This is a genomic window from Vibrio sp. 10N.222.55.A1 (genome assembly GCF_041473835.1).
In the GTDB taxonomy this organism is placed as follows: Bacteria; Pseudomonadota; Gammaproteobacteria; order Enterobacterales; family Vibrionaceae; genus Vibrio; species Vibrio crassostreae_C.
This window is the reverse complement of record NZ_JBFRSX010000034.1, coordinates 68,535-92,095: the sequence shown is the minus strand read 5'-3', so window position 1 is coordinate 92,095 and position 23,561 is coordinate 68,535. Positions and strand designations below refer to the sequence as shown.

The following is a 23,561-nucleotide window of genomic DNA, read 5'->3' as shown; positions in this document are numbered from 1 at the left end:
CAAGCGCATTAAGGAAAACCAATGAAAAAAGTAACCATTAACGACCTGATCAAATGCAAACGTGAAGGCCGTAAATTCGCGACTTCGACAGCTTATGATGCGAGCTTTGCTCAATTATTCGAAAGCCAAGAAATGCCAGTTCTGCTTGTCGGTGATTCACTGGGTATGGTTTTACAAGGCCATAACGATACATTACCAGTAACTGTTGAAGACATTGCTTACCATACTCGCTCAGTGCGTGCTGGTAGCCCGAACTGTCTTCTTATGGCTGACATGCCTTTCATGAGCTACGCAACGCCAGAACAAGCTTGTGAGAGCGCAGCGACTTTGATGCGTGCTGGTGCGAACATGGTAAAAATCGAAGGCGGAAGCTGGTTGGTTGATACTGTGAAAATGCTAACAGAACGCGCAGTACCAGTATGTGCGCACTTAGGCTTAACGCCTCAATCTGTGAACATCTTTGGTGGTTACAAGATTCAAGGTCGTGACGACGAGCAAGCCGACAAAATGGTTGCTGACGCGTTAGCACTGCAAAACGCAGGCGCTCAAATCGTTCTACTTGAATGTGTGCCAGCTTCATTGGCAAAACGAATTACAGAAGCTTGTGACGTACCGGTTATCGGTATCGGCGCAGGTAATGTTACCGATGGTCAGATCTTGGTTATGCATGACATGTTCGGTATTTCTGCGAACTACATGCCGAAGTTCTCTAAGAACTTCCTAGCAGAAACAGGTGATATGCGTAAGGCAGTAGCTCTATACAAAGAAGAAGTAGAGAGCGCGCGCTTCCCTGATGAAGCTCATACAATCGCTTAGGAGTAAGTATGCAAACTTTTGCTGAAATAGCGGCTCTTCGTGAGCAGATTAAACAGTTTAAGCGTGATGGACGTACGGTTGCTTTTGTACCGACAATGGGAAACCTGCATGAAGGCCACCTGACTCTGGTAAAGAAAGCTCGTGAACTGGCCGACATCGTTGTGGTAAGCATCTTTGTAAACCCAATGCAGTTTGACCGTGCAGACGACCTAAACAACTACCCTCGAACGTTAGAAGCAGATTTAAGCAAACTAACAGGTGAAGGGGTTGAGCTAGTATTTACACCAACGCCAGAGGTGATGTACCCAGATGGATTAGACAAGCAGACGTTTGTTGAGGTCCCTGGCATATCTCACATGCTTGAAGGTGCCTCTCGTCCAGGTCACTTCCGTGGTGTATCAACCATTGTCACTAAACTGTTTAATATCGTTCAGCCAGACTTTGCATGCTTCGGCGAGAAAGACTTTCAGCAACTTGCTGTTATTCGCCAGATGACCACTGATTTAGCATTAGACATTGAAGTTGTCGGCGTTGCGACCGTTCGTGAAATGGATGGTTTGGCAATGAGCTCTCGCAATAGCAACCTAACGATTGACGAGCGCCAACGAGCGCCCGTTTTAGCGCGTACTATGCGCTGGATCAGCAGCGCTATTCGTGGTGGTCGCGATGATTACGCATCAGTGATTGAAGATGCTACTGACCAGCTACGCGCTGCAGATCTTCAACCTGACGAAATCTTCATTTGTGATGCTAAAACTCTGCAAGCGATCACTTCAGAATCAACTCAAGCAGTGATTCTAATGTCGGCTTTCCTAGGTAAGACGCGTCTTATCGATAACCAAGTTCTCGATTTGGTAACGGAAACCAAAGAAGAAGTGAAAGAAGAAACGACTGAATAGTCGGCTTCTGCTCTTAACGCAAAACAAAAAAAGGTCGATGTTATATCGACCTTTTTCTTTACCTGTTACTTAGATGAACCAAAGGTTAGCTACGTAAGCCAATACCCTTTGTCACTAGGTAGTGTGCAATGCCATACAACAGCACGATAAACACACCTAGTACGCCAAACGACGTCACGATCCCCACATCAGACACACCCAAGAAGCCATATCTGAACGCGTTAACCATGTACACGATAGGGTTCAACTTCGATACACCTTGCCAGAATTCAGGCAATAGACTGATCGAGTAGAACACACCACCAAGGTACGTCAGCGGCGTTAAGATAAAGGTTGGGATAATAGAGATATCATCAAACGTGCGTGCGAATACCGCGTTAATCAAGCCACCCAAAGCGAATACTACCGACGTTAAAAATACCGTCGCAATGATCACGCCCCAATGGTCAACTTGTAAGTCGACAAAGAACAACGACACGAAGGTTACTATGGTACCCACTAACAAGCCACGAACCACACCACCCATTACGAAGCCGGCGATAATCACGTAGTTAGGAACAGGCGCTACAAGCAGCTCTTCAATGTTCTTCTGGAACTTGGCACTAAAGAACGATGAAGCAACGTTGGAATATGAGTTGGTGATCACCGACATCATGATCAGACCGGGAACAATGTATTCCATGTAGCTAAAGCCGTTCATTTCACCAATACGCGCACCAATCAGGTTACCGAAGATGATGAAGTAAAGCGTCATGGTAATCGCTGGCGGCACCAGAGTCTGCACCCAGATACGAGTAAAGCGATTGATCTCTTTGGTCAACAAACTGCAGAAAGCGGTCCAATATAGGCTGTACATATTATTTACTCCCCTCACGGACGATACTCACAAATAGCTCTTCTAGACGGTTTGCTTTGTTACGCATAGAGAGGACTTTAACCTGTTGCTCGCTCAATTGAGCAAAGATGGTATTCAAACCTAGGTTCTTGTCGATTTCGATTTCTAGCGAGCCATTGACCATCACTTGGCTATTCACGCCTTCAAGCTTAGGTTCAGTCGTGCCCTCTTCCAGATCCAGAATAAAGGTCTCAGCACTCAATTTGCCCAACAGCGCTTTCATTGTTGTGTTCTCAATCAGCTCACCGCGATTGATGATACCAATGTTGCGACACAGCATTTCTGCTTCTTCTAGGTAGTGCGTGGTCAAGATAATGGTAATGCCCTGCTTCTCATTGATCTCTTTTAGGAATTCCCACATTGAACGACGTAGTTCAATATCAACGCCTGCTGTCGGTTCATCAAGGATCAACAAATGAGGTTCATGCATCAATGCACGCGCGATCATCAAACGACGCTTCATACCACCAGACAAGTTACGCGCGCGTTCGCCACGCTTTTCCCACAGATCGAGTTGAGATAGGTACTTTTTCGCTCGCTCTTTCGCTAATGCTTTTGGCACGCCGTAATAACCCGCTTGTTGCAGCACGATCTGTTCAACGGTTTCAAACGGGTTAAAGTTAAACTCTTGAGGCACAAGGCCTAAGTTCTGCTTCGCCAATTCCAGATCGGTATCAATGTCGTAGCCGAACACTTTAACCTTGCCTGACGTTTTATTTACCAGTGAAGAGATAACACCAATGGTGGTTGATTTACCCGCACCATTGGGACCAAGTAGTGCGTAAAAGTCGCCTTTTTCTACTTGTAAACTAACGCCCTTAAGAGCCTCGAAGCCCCCAGCATAAGTTTTTCTTAATTGCTCAATTTCTAATGCATACATAGAGATAGACTGCCATTTGCTATAGATAAGATGTAGACGGCCGAGCTTGAGGAAGAGAGTAATGCTTAAAACGAACTAGCTGAAAGCTAACCCAAACTTGTTAACTCGGCCATTTTGCGAACAAGTTTATCGTTGATTGACGATGAATACAAATATCGTGTGAGAGTTTCTTTCGAAAACAAATAAGCGTCTTGGCTAGGTGAAGACTAAATCAACGTTCAATAAATATAAAAATGCCGCTAAGTGATTCACTTAACGGCATTAATGATCAGTCTTGAAGTGAGCGTCTATGGCTTATTCATATCAGGTCATTCATATCAGCTTATTACTGAAAAATTAAACTGACTCAAATTGATGCTCATCTCTGTCGACATAGCTTGTTGCTGCCGTCAGGGCTTCATATCTGAATCGATAAGTGTTGGATTCAGGTACTAGGTCAATCACGTGGAACTTCTCTAGTTGTTGACGAGTATTCTCATTAGGACACAGCAGATACACCTCACACTGCGCATCCAATGCATCTTTAATCGCATTCTCTAGCGCTAGGCCAACAGTGACATCAATCATAGGTACATCTGTCAGGTCTAGAATCATCGCTTCATAGTCAGAGATACTTGAGTGCTGACGTGAAATCGCCTTTGAAACGCTGAATATCATCGGCCCTGATAGGTAGAAGAATAGCACCTTACCATTGGCACTATCGAGTAACTGACGTTCGCTATCAGTCAATGGGATATCGTCTTCATCATCACCATCACTGATCGCCTTAACTTGTCTGGCTTGCTCTCGGCTTAATCTTTCAATAATCAGAATATTCGAGATAAACACACCCAGTCCAACGGCAATAATCAAGTCAACAAACACAGTCAATAGCATCACGCCGTACATCACGCCCATGCCGGCATAGCTAACCTTGTGCGCGCGCTGGATAAAGCTCCAATCTAGGATATTGAAACCAACATACATCGCGATACCAGCCAGCACTGCCATAGGAATCGGTTCTGTTAAACCACCTGCAACCAATACCACGAGCGCAAGTACTAAAGCTCGAATAACACCTGAAAGCGGAGAACGCGCTCCCACCTGAATATTGGTTACAGTCCCCATAGTGGCCCCCGCGCCAGGTAGTGCACCAAACAGGCCAGAGATCATATTGGCAATGCCTTGGCCACGAAGCTCTTTGTCTGAGTCATGCTCTTTACGAGTCAATGAATCTCCGATAACCGCGGTCAAAAGCGTATCAATACAACCTAATGTACCAAGCACCAAGGCATCGATAACCATAGTAGTAAACTGTTCAGCGCTGATCGTAGGGATAACGAGGGAAGGTAAACCAGCTGGGATTTCACCAATACGGCGAATAGAGTCGGTATCAAAAATAATGACGGACAAGAGCGTTACAGCCACTAACGCGACCAGTTGAGCAGGCACATACTTACGATACTTAGCGGGGAAGCCAAAAAGAATACCGAGTGTCAGAGCACCTAGAAATAGCTCACTCACTTTTAAGTTTGCTAGCGTATCAGGTAAAGCAGAGAGCGTGCCCATTACACCACCGGATGGAGCGGCATGCCCTAACAATGGAGACAGCTGCAAGATAATCAGAATAACGCCAATGCCCGACATGAATCCGGAGATCACGCTATATGGCATCAAAGTGACGTATTTTCCTAGCTTTAACGTACCAAGTAATATCTGGAATGCACCGGCCATCATCACGACAGTAAAGGTCATTGCCATACCCGTTTCAGGATATTTAGCAACCATACTCGTCATTACGGCAGTCATGATCACCGTCATCGGGCCGGTAGGTTCAGAAATCAAACTACTCGAACCGCCAAACAATGCTGCAAATAGGCCAACCATAATGGCGCCCCACAAGCCAGCTTCAGCTCCCGCGCCAGAAGCAACACCAAATGCCAATGCTAAAGGTAACGAGATGATGGCTGTAGTTACACCGCCAAACATATCCCCTTTGAGATTGATATCCGTAAAACGACTTCCAAACAAAACACACCTTCCTGATGATGAAATGACAAACCTTATCACTTTAGCAAATGTATCAAGTGTTCAGAAAGTGTTAATTCAATCACATTATTCATGTCTTATAACCGGATTATTGATAGTGGGCTAAGTTTATGATTTTCCGTACTAGAACACGTCAGATGAGTAAATTTTGACGCAGTTTTTACGAGATTGAATTTGTAACATTGTGTATAGTTAAGCATCTTAATTGAGGGATGTAAGAAGCAAGATGCCAGAAATAAAACAGCTTTTTGAGAACAATTCCAAATGGTCTGAAGAAATTCGCTCTGAAAGACCTGAGTATTTTACAACGCTTGAAGAGGGTCAAAGCCCTGGTTTTCTATGGATAGGTTGTTCAGATAGCCGAGTTCCAGCCGAGCGCCTGACTGGCTTATATTCTGGAGAACTGTTTGTTCACCGAAACGTGGCCAACCAAGTGGTTCATACAGACCTAAACTGTCTATCTGTTGTTCAGTACGCAGTAGATGTGCTTAAAGTGAAACACATTATTGTCTGTGGTCACTACGGTTGTGGCGGTGTTAACGCGGCGATTGATAACCCTAAACTTGGTCTTATCAACAACTGGTTACTGCACATCCGTGACAATTACCTAAAATACCGCAAGCAAATCGAGGGGCTTCCTCGTGAGCAATGGGGTGACAAGTTATGCGAAATTAACGTCGCAGAACAGGTTTATAACCTAGGTAACTCAACCATTATGCAAAATGCGTGGGAGCGTGGCCAAGACGTTGAAATCCATGGTGTGGTTTATGGTATTGGCGATGGCAAGCTACAGGACCTTGGCGTACGTTGCTCAAGTAACGATACTTTAGAGAACAGTCACTTAGATGCATTAAACAAGATCTTAACGACGCCTCTTCTTAGTCAACAAAGCTAACCCATTCCGTCATATATACAAAAAGCCCGCATCAAGCGGGCTTTTTAATGACTTCTAAACCACAAGCGTAATGATTACTCTTGAGGTACTACCTTACCGATGTACGGTAGGTGACGATATTTTTGTGCGTAGTCGATACCAACACCAACAACAAACTCGTCTGGGATCTCAAAACCAATCCATTTTGTATCGACAGTCACTTCACGGCGAGAAGGCTTGTCTAATAGCGTACAAATTTCGATAGACTTAGGACCACGTAGGCTCAGAATCTCTTTTACTTTAGTCAGCGTGTTACCTGTATCGATAATATCCTCTACAAGTAGAACGTCTTTACCTTGGATATCATCATCAAGATCTTTCAAAATACGAACATCACGTGAGCTTTCCATGCCGTTGCCGTAGCTAGACGCGGTCATGAAATCAACTTGGTGAGTTAAATCGATAGCACGAGCAAGATCTGCCATAAAGACAAAAGATCCACGCAATAAGCCAACTAAAACTAGATCTTCACTACCATTGTAGTGTTCCGTGATCTGTTTGCCTAGTTCGTTCACTCGATCCTGAACTTCTTGCTCAGAGATCATGACTTCAACTGTATGCTTCATACTGCTCTCATTCTATTTGGTGATTGCGACGAATGTTGACAGTTTCGTCAGTTGTGTCGCTCAATTTTGTGCGTAAGTCTAGCACTGCTCAAATACCCACACCACCTTATGGTTCGAATTTACTGTCAGATTCTCAACGAAATGTGCGCTGGTGCCTTATCCAATACTCGTCTCCTTTCACATCAATGCTGATCACGCTTTATGTATCAAGTTTGATGTAACTGTCTATAAAACAAGCTGAAAGGATTGACCATTCGCATATGCACCATTACACTCATCTTGGCTTAAATAATAATAAAATCATTAATATAAAAATTTCGTTGGCAAGGAAAATAAAATGGACTCAATATCTAAGAGACCTAGAACTAGGCTTTCACCTTTAAAAAGAAAACTTCAATTGATGGAAATCGCTCTTGAGGTATTCTCTCGCCGCGGTATCGGTCGTGGTGGACACGCTGATATTGCAGACATCGCTCAGGTGTCTGTCGCAACTGTATTTAACTACTTCCCTACCCGTGAAGATCTGGTTGATGAAGTACTAAATCACGTTGTACGCCAATTCTCTAACTTCCTTTCAGACAATATCGATCTGGATATTCACGCAAAACAAAACCTACATAATATTGCGACTGAAATGGTGACGTTAGTGGCTCAAGATAGCCATTGGTTAAATGTGTGGTTCGAATGGAGCGCTTCGACTCGTGATGAAGTATGGCCGCTATTCGTAACAACGAACCGCACTAACCAAATGTTAGTACAAAACATGTTTAGCAAAGCGATTGAACGTGGCGAAGTTTGTGACGATCACGATCCTAAACATCTAGCCAATCTATTCCACGGCATTTGCTACTCGCTATTCATCCAAGCAAAACGTGTAGAAACGCCAGAAGAGCTTTCAAGCTTAACGGATAGCTACTTGAACATGCTGTGCATTTATAAGTAGATTCGAGTAAATAATTTAAGGGTTGGCCTAATGGGCCAACCCTTTTTTGTAGAATGGAATGTCTCTTCGCATCCCGAAGCGCAGCGTACTCGCATCTCGGAGTGAAACGTTCCTGCTCTTTTCTTCAGACATAAAAAAACCGCTGACGAATCAGCGGCTTTTAAAAACATTAGCGAGTGGCTAAAGAAGGATTACTTCTTCTTTTTCACTGCTTTCTTGTTTGGAAGGTCAGTGATTGAACCTTCGAATACTTCCGCAGCTAGACCAACAGACTCGTGTAGAGTTGGGTGAGCGTGGATAGTAAGTGCGATATCTTCTGCATCACAACCCATTTCGATTGCTAGGCCGATTTCGCCAAGAAGTTCACCACCGTTAGTACCAACAACAGCACCACCGATTACGCGATGAGTATCTTTATCGAAGATCATCTTAGTAACGCCATCTGCACAGTCAGAAGCGATTGCACGACCAGAAGCAGCCCAAGGGAAAGTAGCAACTTCGTAATTGATGCCTTCCGCTTTCGCTTCTTTCTCAGTCTTACCTACCCAAGCAACTTCTGGCTCAGTGTACGCAATTGATGGGATTACTTTAGGGTCGAAGTAGTGCTTCTTACCAGAGATAACTTCAGCAGCTACGTGACCTTCATGCACACCTTTGTGAGCAAGCATTGGTTGACCAACAACGTCACCGATCGCGTGGATGTGAGGAACGTTAGTACGCATTTGCTTATCAACATTGATGAAACCACGCTCATCAACTTCGATACCCGCTTTTTCAGCGTCGATAAGTGCACCGTTTGGAACACGACCGATAGCAACAAGAACAGCATCGTAGCGTTCAGCTTCAGCTGGTGCTTTTTTGCCTTCCATTGAAACATAGATACCGTCTTCTTTTGCTTCAACAGCAGTCACTTTAGTTTCAAGCATTAGCTTGAACTTGTTCTTAATGCGCTTAGTGAAAACTTTAACGATGTCTTTATCCGCAGCAGGGATAACTTGATCGAACATCTCTACAACTTCAACTTTAGAACCTAGAGAGTGGTAAACCGTACCCATCTCAAGACCGATGATACCGCCGCCCATGATAAGCAGTTTTTCAGGTACTTCGTTTAGTTCTAGTGCATCCGTAGAATCCCAAATACGTGGGTCTTCATGTGGGATGAAAGGAAGTTTGATTGGGCGAGAACCCGCAGCAATGATTGCGTTGTCGAAGTTAACAGTTGTTGCTTCGCCTTCGCCTTCAACAAGAATGCTGTTAGGACCAGTGAACTTACCGAAACCGTTAACAACAGTAACGTTACGCATCTTAGCCATACCGCCAAGACCGCCAGTTAGTTGATCAACTACTTTTTCTTTCCAGATACGGATCTTGTTGATGTCCGTTTGTGGCTCGCCGAATACAACGCCGTGCTCTGCCATCGCTTTAGCTTCTTCGATTACTTTAGAAACGTGAAGAAGTGCTTTTGATGGAATACAACCAACGTTTAGACATACACCACCAAGAGTGCTGTAACGTTCAACTAGTACTGTTTCTAGACCTAAATCCGCACAACGGAATGCCGCTGAGTAACCAGCAGGACCTGAACCAAGTACAACAACTTGGGCTTTAATTTCTTTGCTCATTGTGACCTCTTGTAGTCATTATCCCTAACAGGCTGAGTAGATGTTCTTAAAATTATTGGGCTTTCAAACAGGAAACATTTTACAGAGATGTTAACAGTGTGAAAGTAGCTTTAAGTTAGCCTGTGAGCTAGACAACAATTCCCCATCAGATTATGAGAAATGCAGGAAACTGTTGTCTAAAAATAGTCTTTATATAAAGAATTAAGGTGACCCGAAAGTCACCTTAATAATTACTTTCTCAATTACAGTACTAGACGACGAATGTCAGATAGTGCGCTGTTTAGGAAAGTAATGAAGCGTGCACCTTCAGCACCATCGATCACACGGTGGTCGTATGATAGAGACAGTGGAAGCTGTAGACGTGGTTGGAACTCTTTACCATTCCAAACTGGCTTAATTTCAGACTTAGATACACCTAGGATACCTACTTCTGGAGCATTTACGATTGGAGTAAATGCAGTGCCGCCAATACCACCAAGGCTAGAGATTGTGAAACAACCGCCTTGCATGTCTGCCGCTGTTAGCTTACCAGAACGTGCTTTCTTAGAAACAGCCATTAGCTCTTCAGATAGCTCGTAAATGCCTTTCTTGTTCACGTCTTTGAAGACAGGAACAACTAGACCGTTTGGTGTATCAACAGCGATACCCACGTTTACGTACTTCTTAAGAATGATGCTTTCGCCATCTTCAGAAAGAGAAGAGTTAAACGCTGGGAATGCTTCTAGCGCTTTAGCAACAGCTTTCATGATGAACACAAGTGGAGTGATCTTCATGCCAGTGTCTTTCTTCGCTTCGATTGCGTTCTGTTCTTTACGGAATGCTTCTAGCTCAGTGATGTCTGCGTTGTCCCATTGTGTAACGTGAGGGATCATTACCCAGTTACGGTGCAGGTTAGCACCAGAGATCTTCTTAATCTTAGAAAGCTTCTGAACTTCAGTTTCGCCGAACTTGCTGAAGTCAACTTTTGGCCATGGTAGTAGACCAAGTGCAGAACCGTCGCCGCCTTTGCCAGATGCAGCTGCACCAGACTCAAGACGCTTAAGTGCATCTTTAACGTAAGACTGAACGTCTTCTTTAAGGATACGGCTCTTACGACCAGTACCTTTAACCTTAGAAAGGTTAACGCCGAATTCACGAGCTAGACGACGAACTACTGGAGAAGCGTGCGCGTAGTCACCGTTCTCTTGGAAGTCGCCAGCTGCTGGAGCCGCTGCAGGTGCTTCTGCTTTAGGAGCCGGTGCCGCCGCTGGAGCTGCTGCTTGTGCAGGTGCTGCAACAGGAGCAGGCGCTGCGCCTTCAACCGGAGTGCCGGCCACGACGAAAGTCATGATTAGAGAGCCAGTTGACACTTTGTCGCCAGCTGCAATCTTAATCTCTTTTACTGTACCAGCGAATGGTGCAGGAACTTCCATTGAAGCTTTGTCGCCTTCAACAGTAATTAGAGATTGCTCTTCTTCTACTGTATCGCCAACCGCTACCATGATTTCAGTAACTTCTACTTCGTCACCACCGATATCAGGAACGTTTACTTCTTTTTCAGCTGATGCTGCTGGAGCCGCTGCAACTGGTGCCGCCGCTGGAGCAGGAGCTGCTGCAACTGGAGCGCCAGAGCCCGCTACTTCACCTGTTTCTACAGAGAAAATCATTACTAGAGAACCAGTCGATACTGAGTCACCAGAAGCGATCTTGATTTCTTTAACGATACCAGCGAATGGTGCAGGAACTTCCATTGAAGCCTTGTCACCTTCAACAGTAAGAAGAGATTGTTCTTCTTCTACTGCGTCACCGATAGCAACCATGATTTCAGTTACTTCAACTTCATCACCGCCGATGTCAGGAACGTGAACTTCTTTAAGCTCAGCCGCCGCTGCAGGAGCAGCTGCAACTGGTGCCGCCGCTTCAACTGCTGGAGCAGCCGGTGCTGCTGCAGCACCTTCCGCTTCGAAGATCATGATAAGAGAACCAGTAGAAACAGAATCGCCTTCCGCTACTTTGATTTCTTTAACGATACCCGCTTGAGACGCAGGAACTTCCATTGAAGCTTTGTCGCCTTCAACAGTGATCAGTGACTGCTCTTCTTCAACCTTGTCGCCAACGTTTACAAGAATCTCAGTTACTTCAACCTCGTCAGCACCGATGTCTGGTACATTAATTTCGATTGTCATTGTATTTACCTACCTTAATGCCAGTCTTATGCGTATTGCGGGTTAGTTTTTTCAGTGTCGATATCGAATTTAGCAATTGCTTCAACAACTACAGATTTCTCGATGTCACCACGTTTAGCCAGTTCAGTTAGAGCTGCAACTACGATGTAGCCAGCGTTCACTTCGAAGTGACGACGTAGGTTTGCACGGCTGTCAGAACGGCCGAAACCATCTGTACCAAGTACTTTGTAAGACTCAGTTGGCATGTACGCACGTACTTGCTCAGCGTAGTTCTTCATGTAGTCAGTCACTGCGATTGCAGGTTCTTTACCAAGAACAGTCGTGATGTACGGTACTTTCTCTTCAGCTTCTGGGTGAAGCATGTTGTCACGCTCTACCGCTTGGCCGTCACGAGTTAGTTCGTTGAACGACGTTACTGAGAATACGTCAGATGCTACGCCGTACTCTTCGCTTAGAATTTCAGCCGCTTTACGCGCTTCGTTCATGATAGTACCAGAGCTCATTAGTTGAACTTTGCCCTTAGCACCAGCGTGAGATTCAAGCTTGTAGATACCTTTACGGATGCCTTCTTCAGCGCCTTCTGGCATTGCTGGCATTGCGTAGTTCTCGTTCATTACTGTTAGGTAGTAGTAAACGTTCTCTTGCTCAGGACCGTACATGCGACGGATACCGTCTTGCATGATTACCGCTAGCTCGTAAGCGAACGTTGGGTCGTAAGAGATACAGTTAGGGATAGTGTTCGCTTGGATGTGCGAGTGACCATCTTCGTGCTGTAGACCTTCACCGTTCAGTGTTGTACGACCTGCAGTAGCACCTAGTAGGAAGCCACGAGCTTGTTGGTCGCCTGCTAGCCATGCCATGTCACCAATACGTTGGAAACCGAACATTGAGTAGTAGATGTAGAACGGGATCATCGGTAGATCGTTTGTGCTGTATGAAGTTGCAGCAGCAACCCATGAAGCCATAGAACCTAGTTCGTTGATACCTTCTTGAAGAACTTGACCAGACGTTGCTTCTTTGTAGTAAGAAACGATGCCTTTATCTTCAGGTGTGTATTCTTGACCGTGTGGGTTGTAGATACCAACCTGACGGAATAGACCTTCCATACCGAATGTACGAGCTTCATCACAGATGATAGGAACGATGTTCTTACCAATGTTCTTATCTTTAAGAAGGATGTTTAGCGTACGTACATAAGCCATAGTTGTAGAGATATCACGCTTCTGTTCACCTAGTAGAGGTGCGAATGCGTCTAGCTCAGGAACCTTGAACTCTTGAGTAAACTTAGGAAGACGTGCAGGTGTGTAACCGTGTAGAGCGTTACGACGAGCGTGCATGTATTCGTACTCAGGCGTACCTTCTTCCAATTTCAGGTAAGGAAGTTCAGCGATCTTCTCATCTGAAAGGATGTCTTCTAGGCCTAGGCGATCACGTAGGTGTTGAACATGAGTCATGTCCATTTTCTTAACACCGTGTGCAATGTTCTTACCTTCAGCTGCATCACCCATGCCGTAACCTTTAACAGTCTTAGCTAGGATTACAGTTGGCTTACCGTTTGTCTCTTTAGCATTGTTGAATGCAGCAAACAGTTTAGAAGAATCGTGACCACCACGCTTAAGAGCGAAGATTTCGTCATCAGTCATGTCTGCAACTAGTGCAGCTGTTTCTGGGTACTTACCAAAGAAGTGCTCACGTACGTATGCGCCATCTTTAGATTTGAATGTTTGGTAGTCACCATCGATAGTTTCGTTCATTAGTTGAAGAAGCTTACCAGTAGTGTCTTTAGCTAGTAGAGAATCCCAGTTACTACCCCAGATAACTTTAACAACGTTCCAACCTGCACCTTTGAATAGGCCTTCAAGTTCTTGGATGATGCTACCGTTACCCATTACAGGGCCGTCTAGACGCTGTAGGTTACAGTTGATTAGGAAACATAGGTTGTCTAGCTTCTCACGCGCAGCGAAAGAGATAGCACCACGTGATTCTGGCTCATCCATCTCACCGTCACCTAGGAACGCGTATACGCGTTGCGCTGAAGTTTCTTTCAGGCCACGGCCGTCAAGGTACTTAAGGAAGCGCGCTTGGTAGATAGCAGAGATAGGGCCAAGACCCATAGATACTGTCGGGAACTGCCAGAACTCAGGCATCAGTTTCGGGTGCGGGTAAGAAGGGATACCTTTACCATCAACTTCTTGACGGAAGTTATCTAGCTGTTCTTCAGTTAGACGACCTTCAACGAATGCACGAGAGTAGATACCTGGAGAGATGTGACCTTGGTAGTAAACTAGATCGCCACCGTCTGTCTCGTTTGGAGCACGGAAGAAGTGGTTGAAACATACTTCGTAGAACGCTGCTGCTGACTGGTAAGAAGCCATGTGACCACCAAGGTCTAGGTCTTTCTTAGAAGCACGCAATACGATCATGATTGCGTTCCAGCGAATAATCGAACGAATACGACGCTCAAGAGTTACGTCACCAGGGTAAGCTGGCTCTTGTGCTGCTGGAATTGTGTTGATGTAGTTTGTGTTGATGCCTGTAGCCATATCAACACCATCTAAACGTGCTTTATCTAGAACTTGTTCTAGTAAAAACTGTGCACGTTCTACACCTTCTTCACGTACTACTGACTCAAGAGCTTCTAACCAATCTTGAGTTTCCAGAGCATCAACGTCATGCTTCATGTCAGACATGGCGATCTATCCTTTTTGTTAGTTGGATTCTACTAAACACGTAAAAAGCCGAAGTATTACGGCTATTTACCCTGTTGAATTCGACGTAGAGAACGTTCGCGGCGCGACTCTTCCTTCGTCAAATCCAGCAATGTTTCTTCGATGTAAGCTAAATGAGAGTGTGACATTTCACGTGCCTGTTCTGGCTGCCCTGAAACAATCGCATCTACAATGTTAGCTCGATGTATACTCACTTTCTCCACAACGTCTTTACGACGATGCAACAGCTTTAAATTTTCTAAGACATTTTGTTCGAGTAACGGAGCCAAGCTACGAACAATGTGCAATAACACCACATTGTGCGCTGCCTCTGTTAAAGCAATAAGAAAAGCCATCACTGCTGCAGATTCGGCTTCAATATCACCCTTATCTTGCGCACCGCGAATTTTTTCTTGACATGCTTGAATTCGAGCAAAGTCTTCATCAGTGCCACGCAATGCCGCGAAGTAAGCCGAAATCCCTTCCATCGCATGACGCGATTCCAACAAGTCTAGTTGGGTTTCAGAATGGGACGACAACAAATTAAGCAAAGGATCTGAAAAGCTTTTCCAGATATTTTCGCTAACAAACGTACCTCCACCTTGACGTCGAGTAAGCAAGCGTTTTGCTTCTAAACGTTGTATCGCTTCTCGGATCGAAGGACGAGACACATCGAACTGTTTCGCCAGTTCGCGCTCAGGCGGCAGCTGCTGCCCTGGAGCCAGTGTTCCTTCCACTATCAACCTTTCTAACTCTTGTTCGATAACATCGGAGAGTTTTGGCTGACGAATCCTTTGATAAGCCATAGTTTGTTGTTCTTCTTTTTCTTCGCTGACAATTGGTAATACCAATTTTAAGTTGGGCAGAAATTAACATAATTAAAACGCCACTGTCCAGCCTAAAATTGACCTGCATCATAGAATGCAGCATGAATTAACCATGATTTAACAAATGAAATTTAAAACAGCAACCAAATTGGTCTTACCATTTACAGGGGTAATACTTTTGGGGAGGTTTCGTGCTAGAAAGTTTCAGGATAAAAATGAATTGTTTCAGAAAGATTAGTGCCACTTGTTTAAAAATCGAACCAAGCGCACATTTAGGGTGGAAATTCTGTTCATAAACTTTAATAAATGGGTGTTTGATAAGCTCGTCACACTCTCAATTTATCGATGATCTTCTCTCCACCACTTTCTTTACATAGCAACAACAAAAATTCACAACTCATTATGCTAGGCGTTGACTATTCAACGCCCAACAGCGGTAAGGTCATAACCAAAAACTAAGACTTAAGCTTTTAGCTTTCCTTTAAACTTCTTCCAATCGAACACCAAGCCAGGGTCAGTTTTACGCAGAGGCGCTATATATTGATGGCCCGTGATGCGTTCGGTGGTGATTTGAGGAAAAGTGGATACAATCGTTTCTGTTAATTGGGCAAGCGCTTGATACTGCTGCTCGCTATACGCCACAAAGTCACTGCCCTCGAGTTCAATACCAATCGAATAATCATTACATCTGTCACGCCCTGCAAAGCTCGAATGGCCGGCATGCCAAGCTCGGTCTAAGAACGAAACGAACTGCACCACTTCGCCATCACGACGAATCAAGCAGTGCGCCGATACGCCCATTTGGTGAATCACCTTAAAAAATGGGTGTTCCGACGGGTCTAGCTTGCCTGTAAAAAACTGTTCGATGTAAGGCCCACCAAATTGCCCCGGAGGCAAACTAATGTTGTGAACCACCAGCAGAGAGATATCCTCGACACTAGGTCTAGCATCAAAATACGGGGAAGGAACATGCCGAGCGTTGTCGTACCATCCGTTGGAGCTGATCGTCATCTTGGTCTCACTTTCTTTTCTGCTAGCACAATAAGATGTGACCTTGCCCATAGAGCAGTCGCGCTAGCCTCTTTAATTTGAAGTTAAGCAAGAGTATCATTCCATTCCCACTCCCTTTCAAGATTAGATTTGCGATGAAAAACACACATAACAGCCACCAACGCCTTGACTACTTAAAAGAGCAACTGCCTCTAGAGATCACTCGTGCAGTCGCTGAGACCATCAAAGAAGATCTAGGTGGCACGTTAGATCCAGCGGCTGACATCACAGCAAGTCTAATCCCTGCAGACGCAATCAACAGCGCAACCATCATTACCCGTGAGCACGGTGTGTTCTGTGGTAAAGCGTGGGCTGATGAAGTGTTTAAGCAACTGGGCGGTGAAGTGACTATCGAGTGGAATGTAGAAGATGGCGACAAAGTTGAACCAAACCAAACGCTTTGCACGCTAACAGGCCCAGCACGCGCGCTATTAACGGGTGAGCGTAACGCAATGAACTTCATTCAAACGCTATCTGGCTGTGCGACGACTACGGCTATCTACGCAGACAAAATCAAACATACAGAGTGCCGCCTGTTAGACACTCGCAAAACGATTCCTGGCCTACGTAGTGCACTAAAATACGCAGTGGCTTGTGGTGGCGGTTTCAATCACCGTATCGGTGTTTTCGATGCCTACCTAATCAAAGAAAACCACATCATCGCTTGTGGTGGTATTGAGAAGGCTATCTCTACTGCAAAGGAGCTGAATCCAGGTAAACCAGTAGAAGTTGAAACCGAAAGCCTAGAAGAGCTAGAGCAAGCGATCAGCGCTGGCGCAGACATCATCATGCTAGACAACTTCACCACAGACATGATGCGTGAAGCCGTTAAAATCAACGCAGGACGAGCAGCACTAGAAAACTCTGGTAACGTGACTCTAGATACGATTGCAGAGTTCGCTGAAACAGGCGTTGATTACATCTCTGTAGGCGCGTTAACTAAGCACCTAAAAGCAATGGATTTATCAATGAGATTCAAAGCGTAATTGACTGAATAATAAATAATTTCTGTAAAGGCACTGTTGATGATAGTGCCTTTTTTTATTGCCTTAATTATCAGTATTTCAGGCAGTTATTTAAGTTGATCGCATAAATTTGTGCGCTATATGAAACACCACACTAATAAATACAAAACCACTCGCGACCACACCTGAACACCATTCCACTTCCCCATCTCGACTTCTATTCTCTCAATCAACCAGTGCTTGCGCTGAAACAAACTAAAGAATGGAATTAGACAATGAATAACAAAAACAAGAGAACGAATCAGAAAGGTTTTACGCTGATTGAATTGATGATTGTGGTGGCTGTGATAGGTGTTTTGGCCTCTATAGCAATTCCCCAATACCAAAACTATATTAAAAAGTCTGAAGCTGCAGCTGGACTAGCTACGCTAAAATCTTTGACCACAAATATTGATACTTTTGTAGCTGATACAGGTGGATTCCCTTCTGATACTGATCTCCCAACAATTGGAGCTGCAGCCGATATGAATAAGCTAGGTACAATTGCATTAGCTGATAGCGGTGCTTCCGGAGCTACTGCTACATTTACATTCGATGGTACAGCAAGTGCCTTAGGCAGCACTGAAAAAGTTACGTTAGCTAAAGACGCAACAACAGGATTATGGAGCTGCTCAGTTTCTGTTACAGGGCTCAACTTAAAAGGCTGTTAGCTAAGTGAATATGGCTCTCCCTACAATTCTCCGTCAGGCTGGCTTACTTAGCCTGACTCAAGAACGATCCGTGGCGGAACATGTACAAGCTTCGGGTGTCTCAGCACCCGAAGCTTTACTCGTTCTAGATTTCTTCACCGGCGACTCCTTAGCAAACAACATTAAAACCATCTTCGGCTTACCGTTATTACAACTTGCTAATGTTGATTACGAAGCCTTATGTGACCAATTAGGGCTTCGTGAACTAATTACCAAGTACCGTGCTATCCCGATTTCAGCCTCTAGCTCCACCCTAACTCTCGCCTCTGCCGATCCGACCGACTTGCAAGCTGAAGATGATTTTCGATTTGCGACAGGATTGCAGATCGAACTCGTTGTCGCTAACTACTCTGAATTAGAAGGCGCTATACGCAAGCTGTATGGCCGTTCTATTTCAGGGCAAGATTCCAAACGCAAAGAGATCACTCAAGATGAACTCGCCAATCTTGTTGAGGTGTCTGACGATGAGATAGCGTCGATTGAAGATCTCAGCCAAGACGATTCCCCTGTCAGCCGCTTTATCAATCAGATACTGGTCGATGCGGTGCGTAAAGGTGCATCAGATATTCATTTTGAACCTTACGAAGAGCACTATCGCGTGCGCCTGCGTTGTGATGGCATCCTTGTCGAGATCCAACAACCCGCCTCTCACTTAAGTCGTCGTCTATCAGCTCGCTTAAAGATCCTCGCCAAGCTTGATATCGCTGAACGTCGCTTACCTCAAGACGGTCGTATTAAGTTACGCTTGAACGACGAACTCGCGATAGATATGCGTGTATCAACTTTGCCGACCTTGTGGGGTGAAAAGATCGTTCTTCGACTGCTTGATAGCAGCGCGGCCAATCTAGATATCGATAAGTTAGGTTACAGCGAAGATCAAAAAGCACTCTACCTCAATGCCCTGAAACGCCCACAAGGGATGATCTTAATGACAGGCCCAACCGGCAGCGGAAAAACCGTCTCCCTATATACTGGCCTTCGAGTGCTCAACACAACTGAACGCAACATATCAACAGCCGAAGATCCGGTGGAAATTAACCTATGTGGTATCAATCAGGTACAAGTGACGCCTAAGATCGGCTTTGGATTTGCGGAAGCTCTGCGATCATTTTTACGACAAGACCCTGATGTGGTGATGGTTGGAGAGATCCGCGACTTGGAAACGGCAGAAATCGCGATCAAAGCATCGCAAACGGGTCACTTAGTACTTTCGACACTGCACACGAATTCCGCCGCAGAAACCGTCACCCGACTCGCACATATGGGTATAGAACCCTTTAACCTCGCTTCATCATTGAGTTTGATTATCGCCCAACGACTGGCAAGACGATTATGCAACCACTGCAAAGAAACTGACGATTCACCGGACATATTCCTGCGTCACTCCATTCCTAACAGCCAAACCATCTACAAAGCGAGTCCTCAAGGTTGCAATGAGTGTAACCAGGGTTATTCGGGGCGAGTGGGTATCTATGAAGTGATGCCGTTTAGCGATCAACTGAAAAGCAGCCTGATCGACAAACCGAACGCGTTGGCCATTGAAAACTTGGCTCGCCGAGAAGGCATGAGAACTCTGCAAGAGTCGGGGCTAGATAAATTGCTTGAAGGCACCACCAGCTATCAAGAGCTGCAACGTGTTCTGTACATATAAACCAATGGAGCACCAATGAGTAGCAAGTCCAAACAATCACAATTAAAAAGCTATCACTGGAAAGGCATTAACAGCTCAGGCAAGAAAGTGTCTGGGCAAACGTTAGCGCTCACCGAATTGGAAGTACGAGAAAAGCTCAAAGAACAGCATATTCAGATTAAGAAAATCAAAAAGAAAAGTATTTCAGCCGTCACTCGTTTAACCCATAGAGTAAAAGCCAAAGACATCACTATTTTGACTCGGCAGCTTGCTACCATGCTGGCCACTGGTGTGCCTATCGTACAAGCCATCAAGTTGGTGTCGGACAATCACCGCAAAGCTGAAATGAAATCGATTCTATCGCATATCTGCAAAGGTGTAGAAGCCGGAACGCCAATCTCAAAAGCAATGCGAACCGCAAGCCGTCACTTTGATGATCTGTATACCGACTTAGTCGCAACGGGCGAACTTTCCGGTAATCTCGCGCAAGTATTCGAACGCTTGGCAACTTATCGAGAAAAGAGTGAACAGCTAAAGTCTAAGGTTATAAAAGCACTTATTTACCCAGCGATGGTGGTCATTGTTGCACTGACTGTCTCTTACCTAATGCTGACCATGGTTATTCCCGAATTTGAATCGATGTTTTCAGGCTTTGGCGCCGATCTCCCTTGGTTTACTCAGCAGGTACTCTATCTGTCACATTGGATGCAGGCTTACAGTTTTTATACTGCTGTGGGCATTGGCTTGCTCGCGCTATTGGTCCATCAACTGTGCCAGCGCTCTTACTCGATTCGATTATCAGCCAGTCGTTTAGGATTACGCTTCCCAGTACTTGGGGGCGTGATGGCCAAAGCCTCTATTGCGAAATTCAGTCGAACCCTATCCACCAGTTTTAGTTCTGGTATCCCGATTCTAATGAGCCTTAAAACCACCGCAAAAACCGCAGGCAATTTGCATTATGAATCGGCGATCATTGAGGTTCATCGTGAAACAGCTGCAGGTATGCCAATGTATATCGCGATGCGTAATACCAATGCCTTCCCCGAAATGGTGTTACAGATGGTGATGATTGGCGAAGAGTCTGGCAACCTTGACGATATGCTTAATAAAGTGGCTTCGATTTACGAGTTTGAAGTAGACAACACCGTCGATAATCTGGGCAAGATCTTAGAGCCATTGATCATCGTGTTTTTAGGAACGGTTGTTGGAGGGCTTGTGGTTGCGATGTACTTACCGATCTTTAATCTTATGAGTGTGTTAGGATAGTTAAAAGCAACTAAACACCCATGAGTAGCAAACTTCTGCTCATATAGATCAAGTGGTAAAGGACACTATGGAAGTATTTCACTACTATCCTTGGCTATTCCCCGTATTAGCTTTCATTTTTAGCCTTCTTATTGGCAGCTTCCTCAACGTCGTCATACACCGTTTACCGATTGTGATGGAACGAGAATGGCAACAAGAGTGCTCGGAGTATTTCTCTCAATATAAAATTCCAGCGCCAGAGGGGAAGTTTAATCTCAGTATTCCTCGTTCAACCTGCCCGAAATGCAAAACCCAATTAAGAATCGTCGACAATATCCCAGTGTTAAGCTGGCTGTTCTTAAAGGGGAAGTGCCATAGCTGTGCTAACCCAATCAGTGCTCGCTACCCTTTAGTCGAACTGCTTACCGCAATCCTTTGTACCGCAGTCGCTAGTAATTTTGGTTTCAGTTATTACGCCATCGCTCTGATCTTTTTCACGTTTGCATTGATTACCGCAACCTTTATCGATCTCGATACCATGCTGCTCCCTGATCAAATCACCTTACCTTTAGTTTGGTCTGGTATCGCTTTAGCTCTGTTTAACGTCAGTCCAGTATCGCTTCAAGATTCAGTGATTGGTGCAATGGCTGGCTACCTAGCTTTATGGTCTGTTTATTGGCTGTTCAAATTGCTAACAGGTAAAGAAGGCATGGGTTACGGTGACTTCAAACTCCTAGCTGCACTTGGTGCATGGCTTGGTTGGCAACACCTACCGATGATCATCCTTTTATCTTCGCTGGTCGGCCTTGTGTTTGGTTTGATTCAACTTCGCCTGAAACAGCAAGGCATCGATAAAGCCTTCCCATTTGGTCCTTACCTCGCGATAGCTGGTTGGGTAAGCCTATTGTGGGGCAATGACATCATGGGTTGGTATTTCACTTCTGTGCTAGGGATTTAATCATGGCAATCATTATCGGATTAAGTGGTGGTATCGCCAGTGGCAAAACCACGGTAGCCAACCTATTCAATCAGCATTTCAATATTGATATTGTCGATGCTGATATCGTGGCACGCGAAGTAGTGGCATTGGGCAGCGAAGGCCTAAAACAGATCGCCGCTCATTTTGGCGAAGACATATTGCTTGAAGATGGCATGCTAAACCGAGCTAAACTGCGCGAAGTAATCTTCTCTGATCCCACCGAAAAACAATGGCTCAATGATCTTCTTCATCCCATGATCCGCGACAAAATTGACAGTGACCTGTCTAAAGTCACATCCCCTTATGCTTTATTAGTCGCACCGCTATTGGTTGAAAACCAAATGCAAGGCATGGCCGATCGCGTTTTAATCGTTGATGTGCCTACAGAAGTGCAAATAGAACGCACAATGAGTCGTGACAATGTTTCGAAGGAACAAGTTGCATCAATTTTAAAATCACAGGCTTCAAGAGAACAACGCTTAGCAGTTGCAGATGACGTGATTAAAAACCATACTAAAAACCAAGAACTTTTGCCTCAAATCACAGATTTACATCAAAAGTATCTGGCAATCAGTACAGTAGATGGGTCAGAATAGAACTATGTTGAATGAAGGTTTGCTCGATGATCACCCATAAATTTGAACATCCTCTAAATGAGAAAACACGCATCTACTTAAGAGTCGAATCACTCTTGAGGCAGCTACACTTGTCTTCTACATTTTCCGATGCTCAACAGTATCAACTCTTTTTCCGTTCCATCTTTGATCTGATTGAAATCTTCGAACAGATCCAACTCAAGAGCGAACTCGCAAAAGATATTGAGAAGCAACGTGTAACCTACAAAAGTTGGTTGGATGTTGAAGGTGTCGATCAAGAGATGCTGACATCACTACTTAATGACATTGGTAACATCTATCGTGATCTGATGCAGGCAGAGCGTTTTGGCCAGTCACTTAAAGAAGACCGCTTCCTAAGTGCAATTCGCCAACGCTTTAATCTTCCAGGTGGTTCATGCTGCTTTGATCTGCCCGCACTGCATTATTGGCTGCACCTTCCTCTCGATAAGAGAATGCGAGATGCCAAAGCTTGGATGGATAGCCTACAGCCTCTGTATGAAGCGCTAACACTGTGGTTGAAGCTCACCAGAGAGACGGGTCACTTCAAAGAGCAAATCGCTCGTGCTGGCTTCTTCCAGAGCGATGCCGATGAAGCGAATATCCTTCGTCTTTCTATTCCGATGCAATACGGTGCCTACCCGATGATCTCCGGTCACAAGAACCGCTTTGCTGTTAAGTTCATGAGCTTTGAAACTGGGCAAGCCTGTACTCAAGACATCGAATTTGAATTGGCAATCTGCACCTAATTAATTTCCTTTTATAGTTTGGCTTGAGTCCTCACTCGAGCCTAAACTCACTATTATTACACCTTCAAATTAAGAATCACTATGTCGAAGAAAATCACCATCGTTAAATGCCCTCAATGTAATGCTGACGTTGAATGGGGCGAACAAAGCCCGCACCGCCCGTTTTGCAGCAAGCAATGTCAGATGATTGATTTCGGTGAATGGGCAGACGAAGAGAACAGCATCGCTGGCGCACCAGATATGTCAGATAGCGATGGTTGGTCGGAAGATCCGCACTAAGCGAGTAGCGAGTAGCGA

At 45.0% G+C, this 23,561-nt stretch carries 21 protein-coding genes; 12 read left to right on the top strand and 9 right to left on the bottom strand.

What is annotated here, in order from left to right; all coding sequences use genetic code 11:
- The first annotated feature begins 21 nt into the window (after window positions 1–21).
- A complete protein-coding gene (gene panB, locus AB4493_RS11025) occupies window positions 22–816 on the top strand; it encodes a 3-methyl-2-oxobutanoate hydroxymethyltransferase (RefSeq protein WP_017059433.1) in 795 nt (264 codons plus the stop codon).
- 8 nt (window positions 817–824) lie between these two features.
- Window positions 825–1,715 (top strand): pantoate--beta-alanine ligase, encoded by an 891-nt coding sequence (gene panC, locus AB4493_RS11020; protein ID WP_017059434.1) that lies wholly within the window; start codon window positions 825–827, stop codon window positions 1,713–1,715.
- An 85-nt stretch (window positions 1,716–1,800) separates the two neighbouring features.
- Here panC and AB4493_RS11015 read toward each other — a convergent pair whose 3' ends face one another.
- The 3 genes from AB4493_RS11015 to AB4493_RS11005 all read right to left on the bottom strand — a co-directional run bounded on the left by AB4493_RS11015 (window position 1,801) and on the right by AB4493_RS11005 (window position 5,458).
- Complete coding sequence (locus tag AB4493_RS11015; protein ID WP_010435987.1) at window positions 1,801–2,571, bottom strand: ABC transporter permease; 771 nt, start codon at window positions 2,569–2,571, stop codon at window positions 1,801–1,803.
- Window position 2,572: 1 nt separating this feature from the next.
- Window positions 2,573–3,490: an ABC transporter ATP-binding protein gene (locus AB4493_RS11010; protein ID WP_017059435.1), complete on the bottom strand. Its 918-nt coding sequence runs from the start codon at window positions 3,488–3,490 to the stop codon at window positions 2,573–2,575.
- A gap of 336 nt (window positions 3,491–3,826) precedes the next feature.
- Window positions 3,827–5,458, bottom strand: a complete 1,632-nt coding sequence (locus AB4493_RS11005) for a SulP family inorganic anion transporter (protein WP_017063247.1) — start codon at window positions 5,456–5,458, stop codon at window positions 3,827–3,829.
- Between the two features lie 286 nt (window positions 5,459–5,744).
- On the opposite strand from AB4493_RS11005, the gene can reads away from it, so the two are divergent.
- Window positions 5,745–6,413, top strand: a complete 669-nt coding sequence (can, locus tag AB4493_RS11000) for a carbonate dehydratase (RefSeq protein WP_017063246.1) — start codon at window positions 5,745–5,747, stop codon at window positions 6,411–6,413.
- A gap of 74 nt (window positions 6,414–6,487) precedes the next feature.
- Here can and hpt read toward each other — a convergent pair whose 3' ends face one another.
- Window positions 6,488–7,018, bottom strand: a complete 531-nt coding sequence (gene hpt / locus AB4493_RS10995) for a hypoxanthine phosphoribosyltransferase (RefSeq protein ID WP_017059438.1) — start codon at window positions 7,016–7,018, stop codon at window positions 6,488–6,490.
- Window positions 7,019–7,355: 337 nt separating this feature from the next.
- Between hpt and AB4493_RS10990 the strand changes: the two genes are divergently transcribed.
- On the top strand, window positions 7,356–7,961 hold the full coding sequence (locus AB4493_RS10990) for a LuxR/HapR/OpaR family quorum-sensing transcriptional regulator (RefSeq protein ID WP_019824386.1): 606 nt from the start codon (window positions 7,356–7,358) through the stop codon (window positions 7,959–7,961).
- A gap of 191 nt (window positions 7,962–8,152) precedes the next feature.
- Here AB4493_RS10990 and lpdA read toward each other — a convergent pair whose 3' ends face one another.
- From lpdA to ampD, 5 genes are all read right to left on the bottom strand, one after another.
- A complete protein-coding gene (gene lpdA, locus AB4493_RS10985) occupies window positions 8,153–9,583 on the bottom strand; it encodes a dihydrolipoyl dehydrogenase (protein WP_017059440.1) in 1,431 nt (476 codons plus the stop codon).
- Window positions 9,584–9,825: 242 nt separating this feature from the next.
- Entirely contained in the window at window positions 9,826–11,748 is a 1,923-nt protein-coding gene (gene aceF, locus AB4493_RS10980) for a pyruvate dehydrogenase complex dihydrolipoyllysine-residue acetyltransferase (RefSeq protein ID WP_372134658.1), read from the bottom strand.
- A 26-nt stretch (window positions 11,749–11,774) separates the two neighbouring features.
- Entirely contained in the window at window positions 11,775–14,438 is a 2,664-nt protein-coding gene (gene aceE, locus AB4493_RS10975; protein WP_017059442.1) for a pyruvate dehydrogenase (acetyl-transferring), homodimeric type, read from the bottom strand.
- A gap of 62 nt (window positions 14,439–14,500) precedes the next feature.
- The gene (gene pdhR, locus AB4493_RS10970) at window positions 14,501–15,262 is read right to left on the bottom strand and encodes a pyruvate dehydrogenase complex transcriptional repressor PdhR (RefSeq protein ID WP_029225519.1); all 762 of its coding nucleotides are present in this window, start codon (window positions 15,260–15,262) and stop codon (window positions 14,501–14,503) included.
- A 483-nt stretch (window positions 15,263–15,745) separates the two neighbouring features.
- The gene (gene ampD, locus AB4493_RS10965; protein ID WP_048664507.1) at window positions 15,746–16,345 is read right to left on the bottom strand and encodes a 1,6-anhydro-N-acetylmuramyl-L-alanine amidase AmpD; all 600 of its coding nucleotides are present in this window, start codon (window positions 16,343–16,345) and stop codon (window positions 15,746–15,748) included.
- 83 nt (window positions 16,346–16,428) lie between these two features.
- Between ampD and nadC the strand changes: the two genes are divergently transcribed.
- The 8 genes from nadC (at window position 16,429) to yacG (ending at window position 23,543) form a co-directional block, all read left to right on the top strand.
- On the top strand, window positions 16,429–17,319 hold the full coding sequence (gene nadC, locus AB4493_RS10960) for a carboxylating nicotinate-nucleotide diphosphorylase (protein ID WP_017065901.1): 891 nt from the start codon (window positions 16,429–16,431) through the stop codon (window positions 17,317–17,319).
- 254 nt (window positions 17,320–17,573) lie between these two features.
- A complete protein-coding gene (locus AB4493_RS10955; RefSeq protein WP_017068877.1) occupies window positions 17,574–18,008 on the top strand; it encodes a pilin in 435 nt (144 codons plus the stop codon).
- 10 nt (window positions 18,009–18,018) lie between these two features.
- Complete coding sequence (pilB, locus tag AB4493_RS10950) at window positions 18,019–19,698, top strand: type IV-A pilus assembly ATPase PilB (RefSeq protein ID WP_372154974.1); 1,680 nt, start codon at window positions 18,019–18,021, stop codon at window positions 19,696–19,698.
- A gap of 15 nt (window positions 19,699–19,713) precedes the next feature.
- Complete coding sequence (locus tag AB4493_RS10945; RefSeq protein WP_372113383.1) at window positions 19,714–20,943, top strand: type II secretion system F family protein; 1,230 nt, start codon at window positions 19,714–19,716, stop codon at window positions 20,941–20,943.
- Between the two features lie 67 nt (window positions 20,944–21,010).
- Window positions 21,011–21,880: an A24 family peptidase gene (locus AB4493_RS10940; protein WP_372154973.1), complete on the top strand. Its 870-nt coding sequence runs from the start codon at window positions 21,011–21,013 to the stop codon at window positions 21,878–21,880.
- Between the two features lie 2 nt (window positions 21,881–21,882).
- Window positions 21,883–22,497 (top strand): dephospho-CoA kinase, encoded by a 615-nt coding sequence (coaE, locus tag AB4493_RS10935; RefSeq protein WP_372154971.1) that lies wholly within the window; start codon window positions 21,883–21,885, stop codon window positions 22,495–22,497.
- Between the two features lie 26 nt (window positions 22,498–22,523).
- Window positions 22,524–23,264 carry a cell division protein ZapD gene (gene zapD, locus AB4493_RS10930; RefSeq protein WP_017063237.1) on the top strand — a complete coding sequence of 247 codons (741 nt, stop codon included), beginning with the start codon at window positions 22,524–22,526 and terminating at the stop codon, window positions 23,262–23,264.
- A gap of 81 nt (window positions 23,265–23,345) precedes the next feature.
- Window positions 23,346–23,543 (top strand): DNA gyrase inhibitor YacG, encoded by a 198-nt coding sequence (gene yacG / locus AB4493_RS10925; RefSeq protein WP_004735515.1) that lies wholly within the window; start codon window positions 23,346–23,348, stop codon window positions 23,541–23,543.
- The last annotated feature ends 18 nt before the right edge of the window (window positions 23,544–23,561 follow it).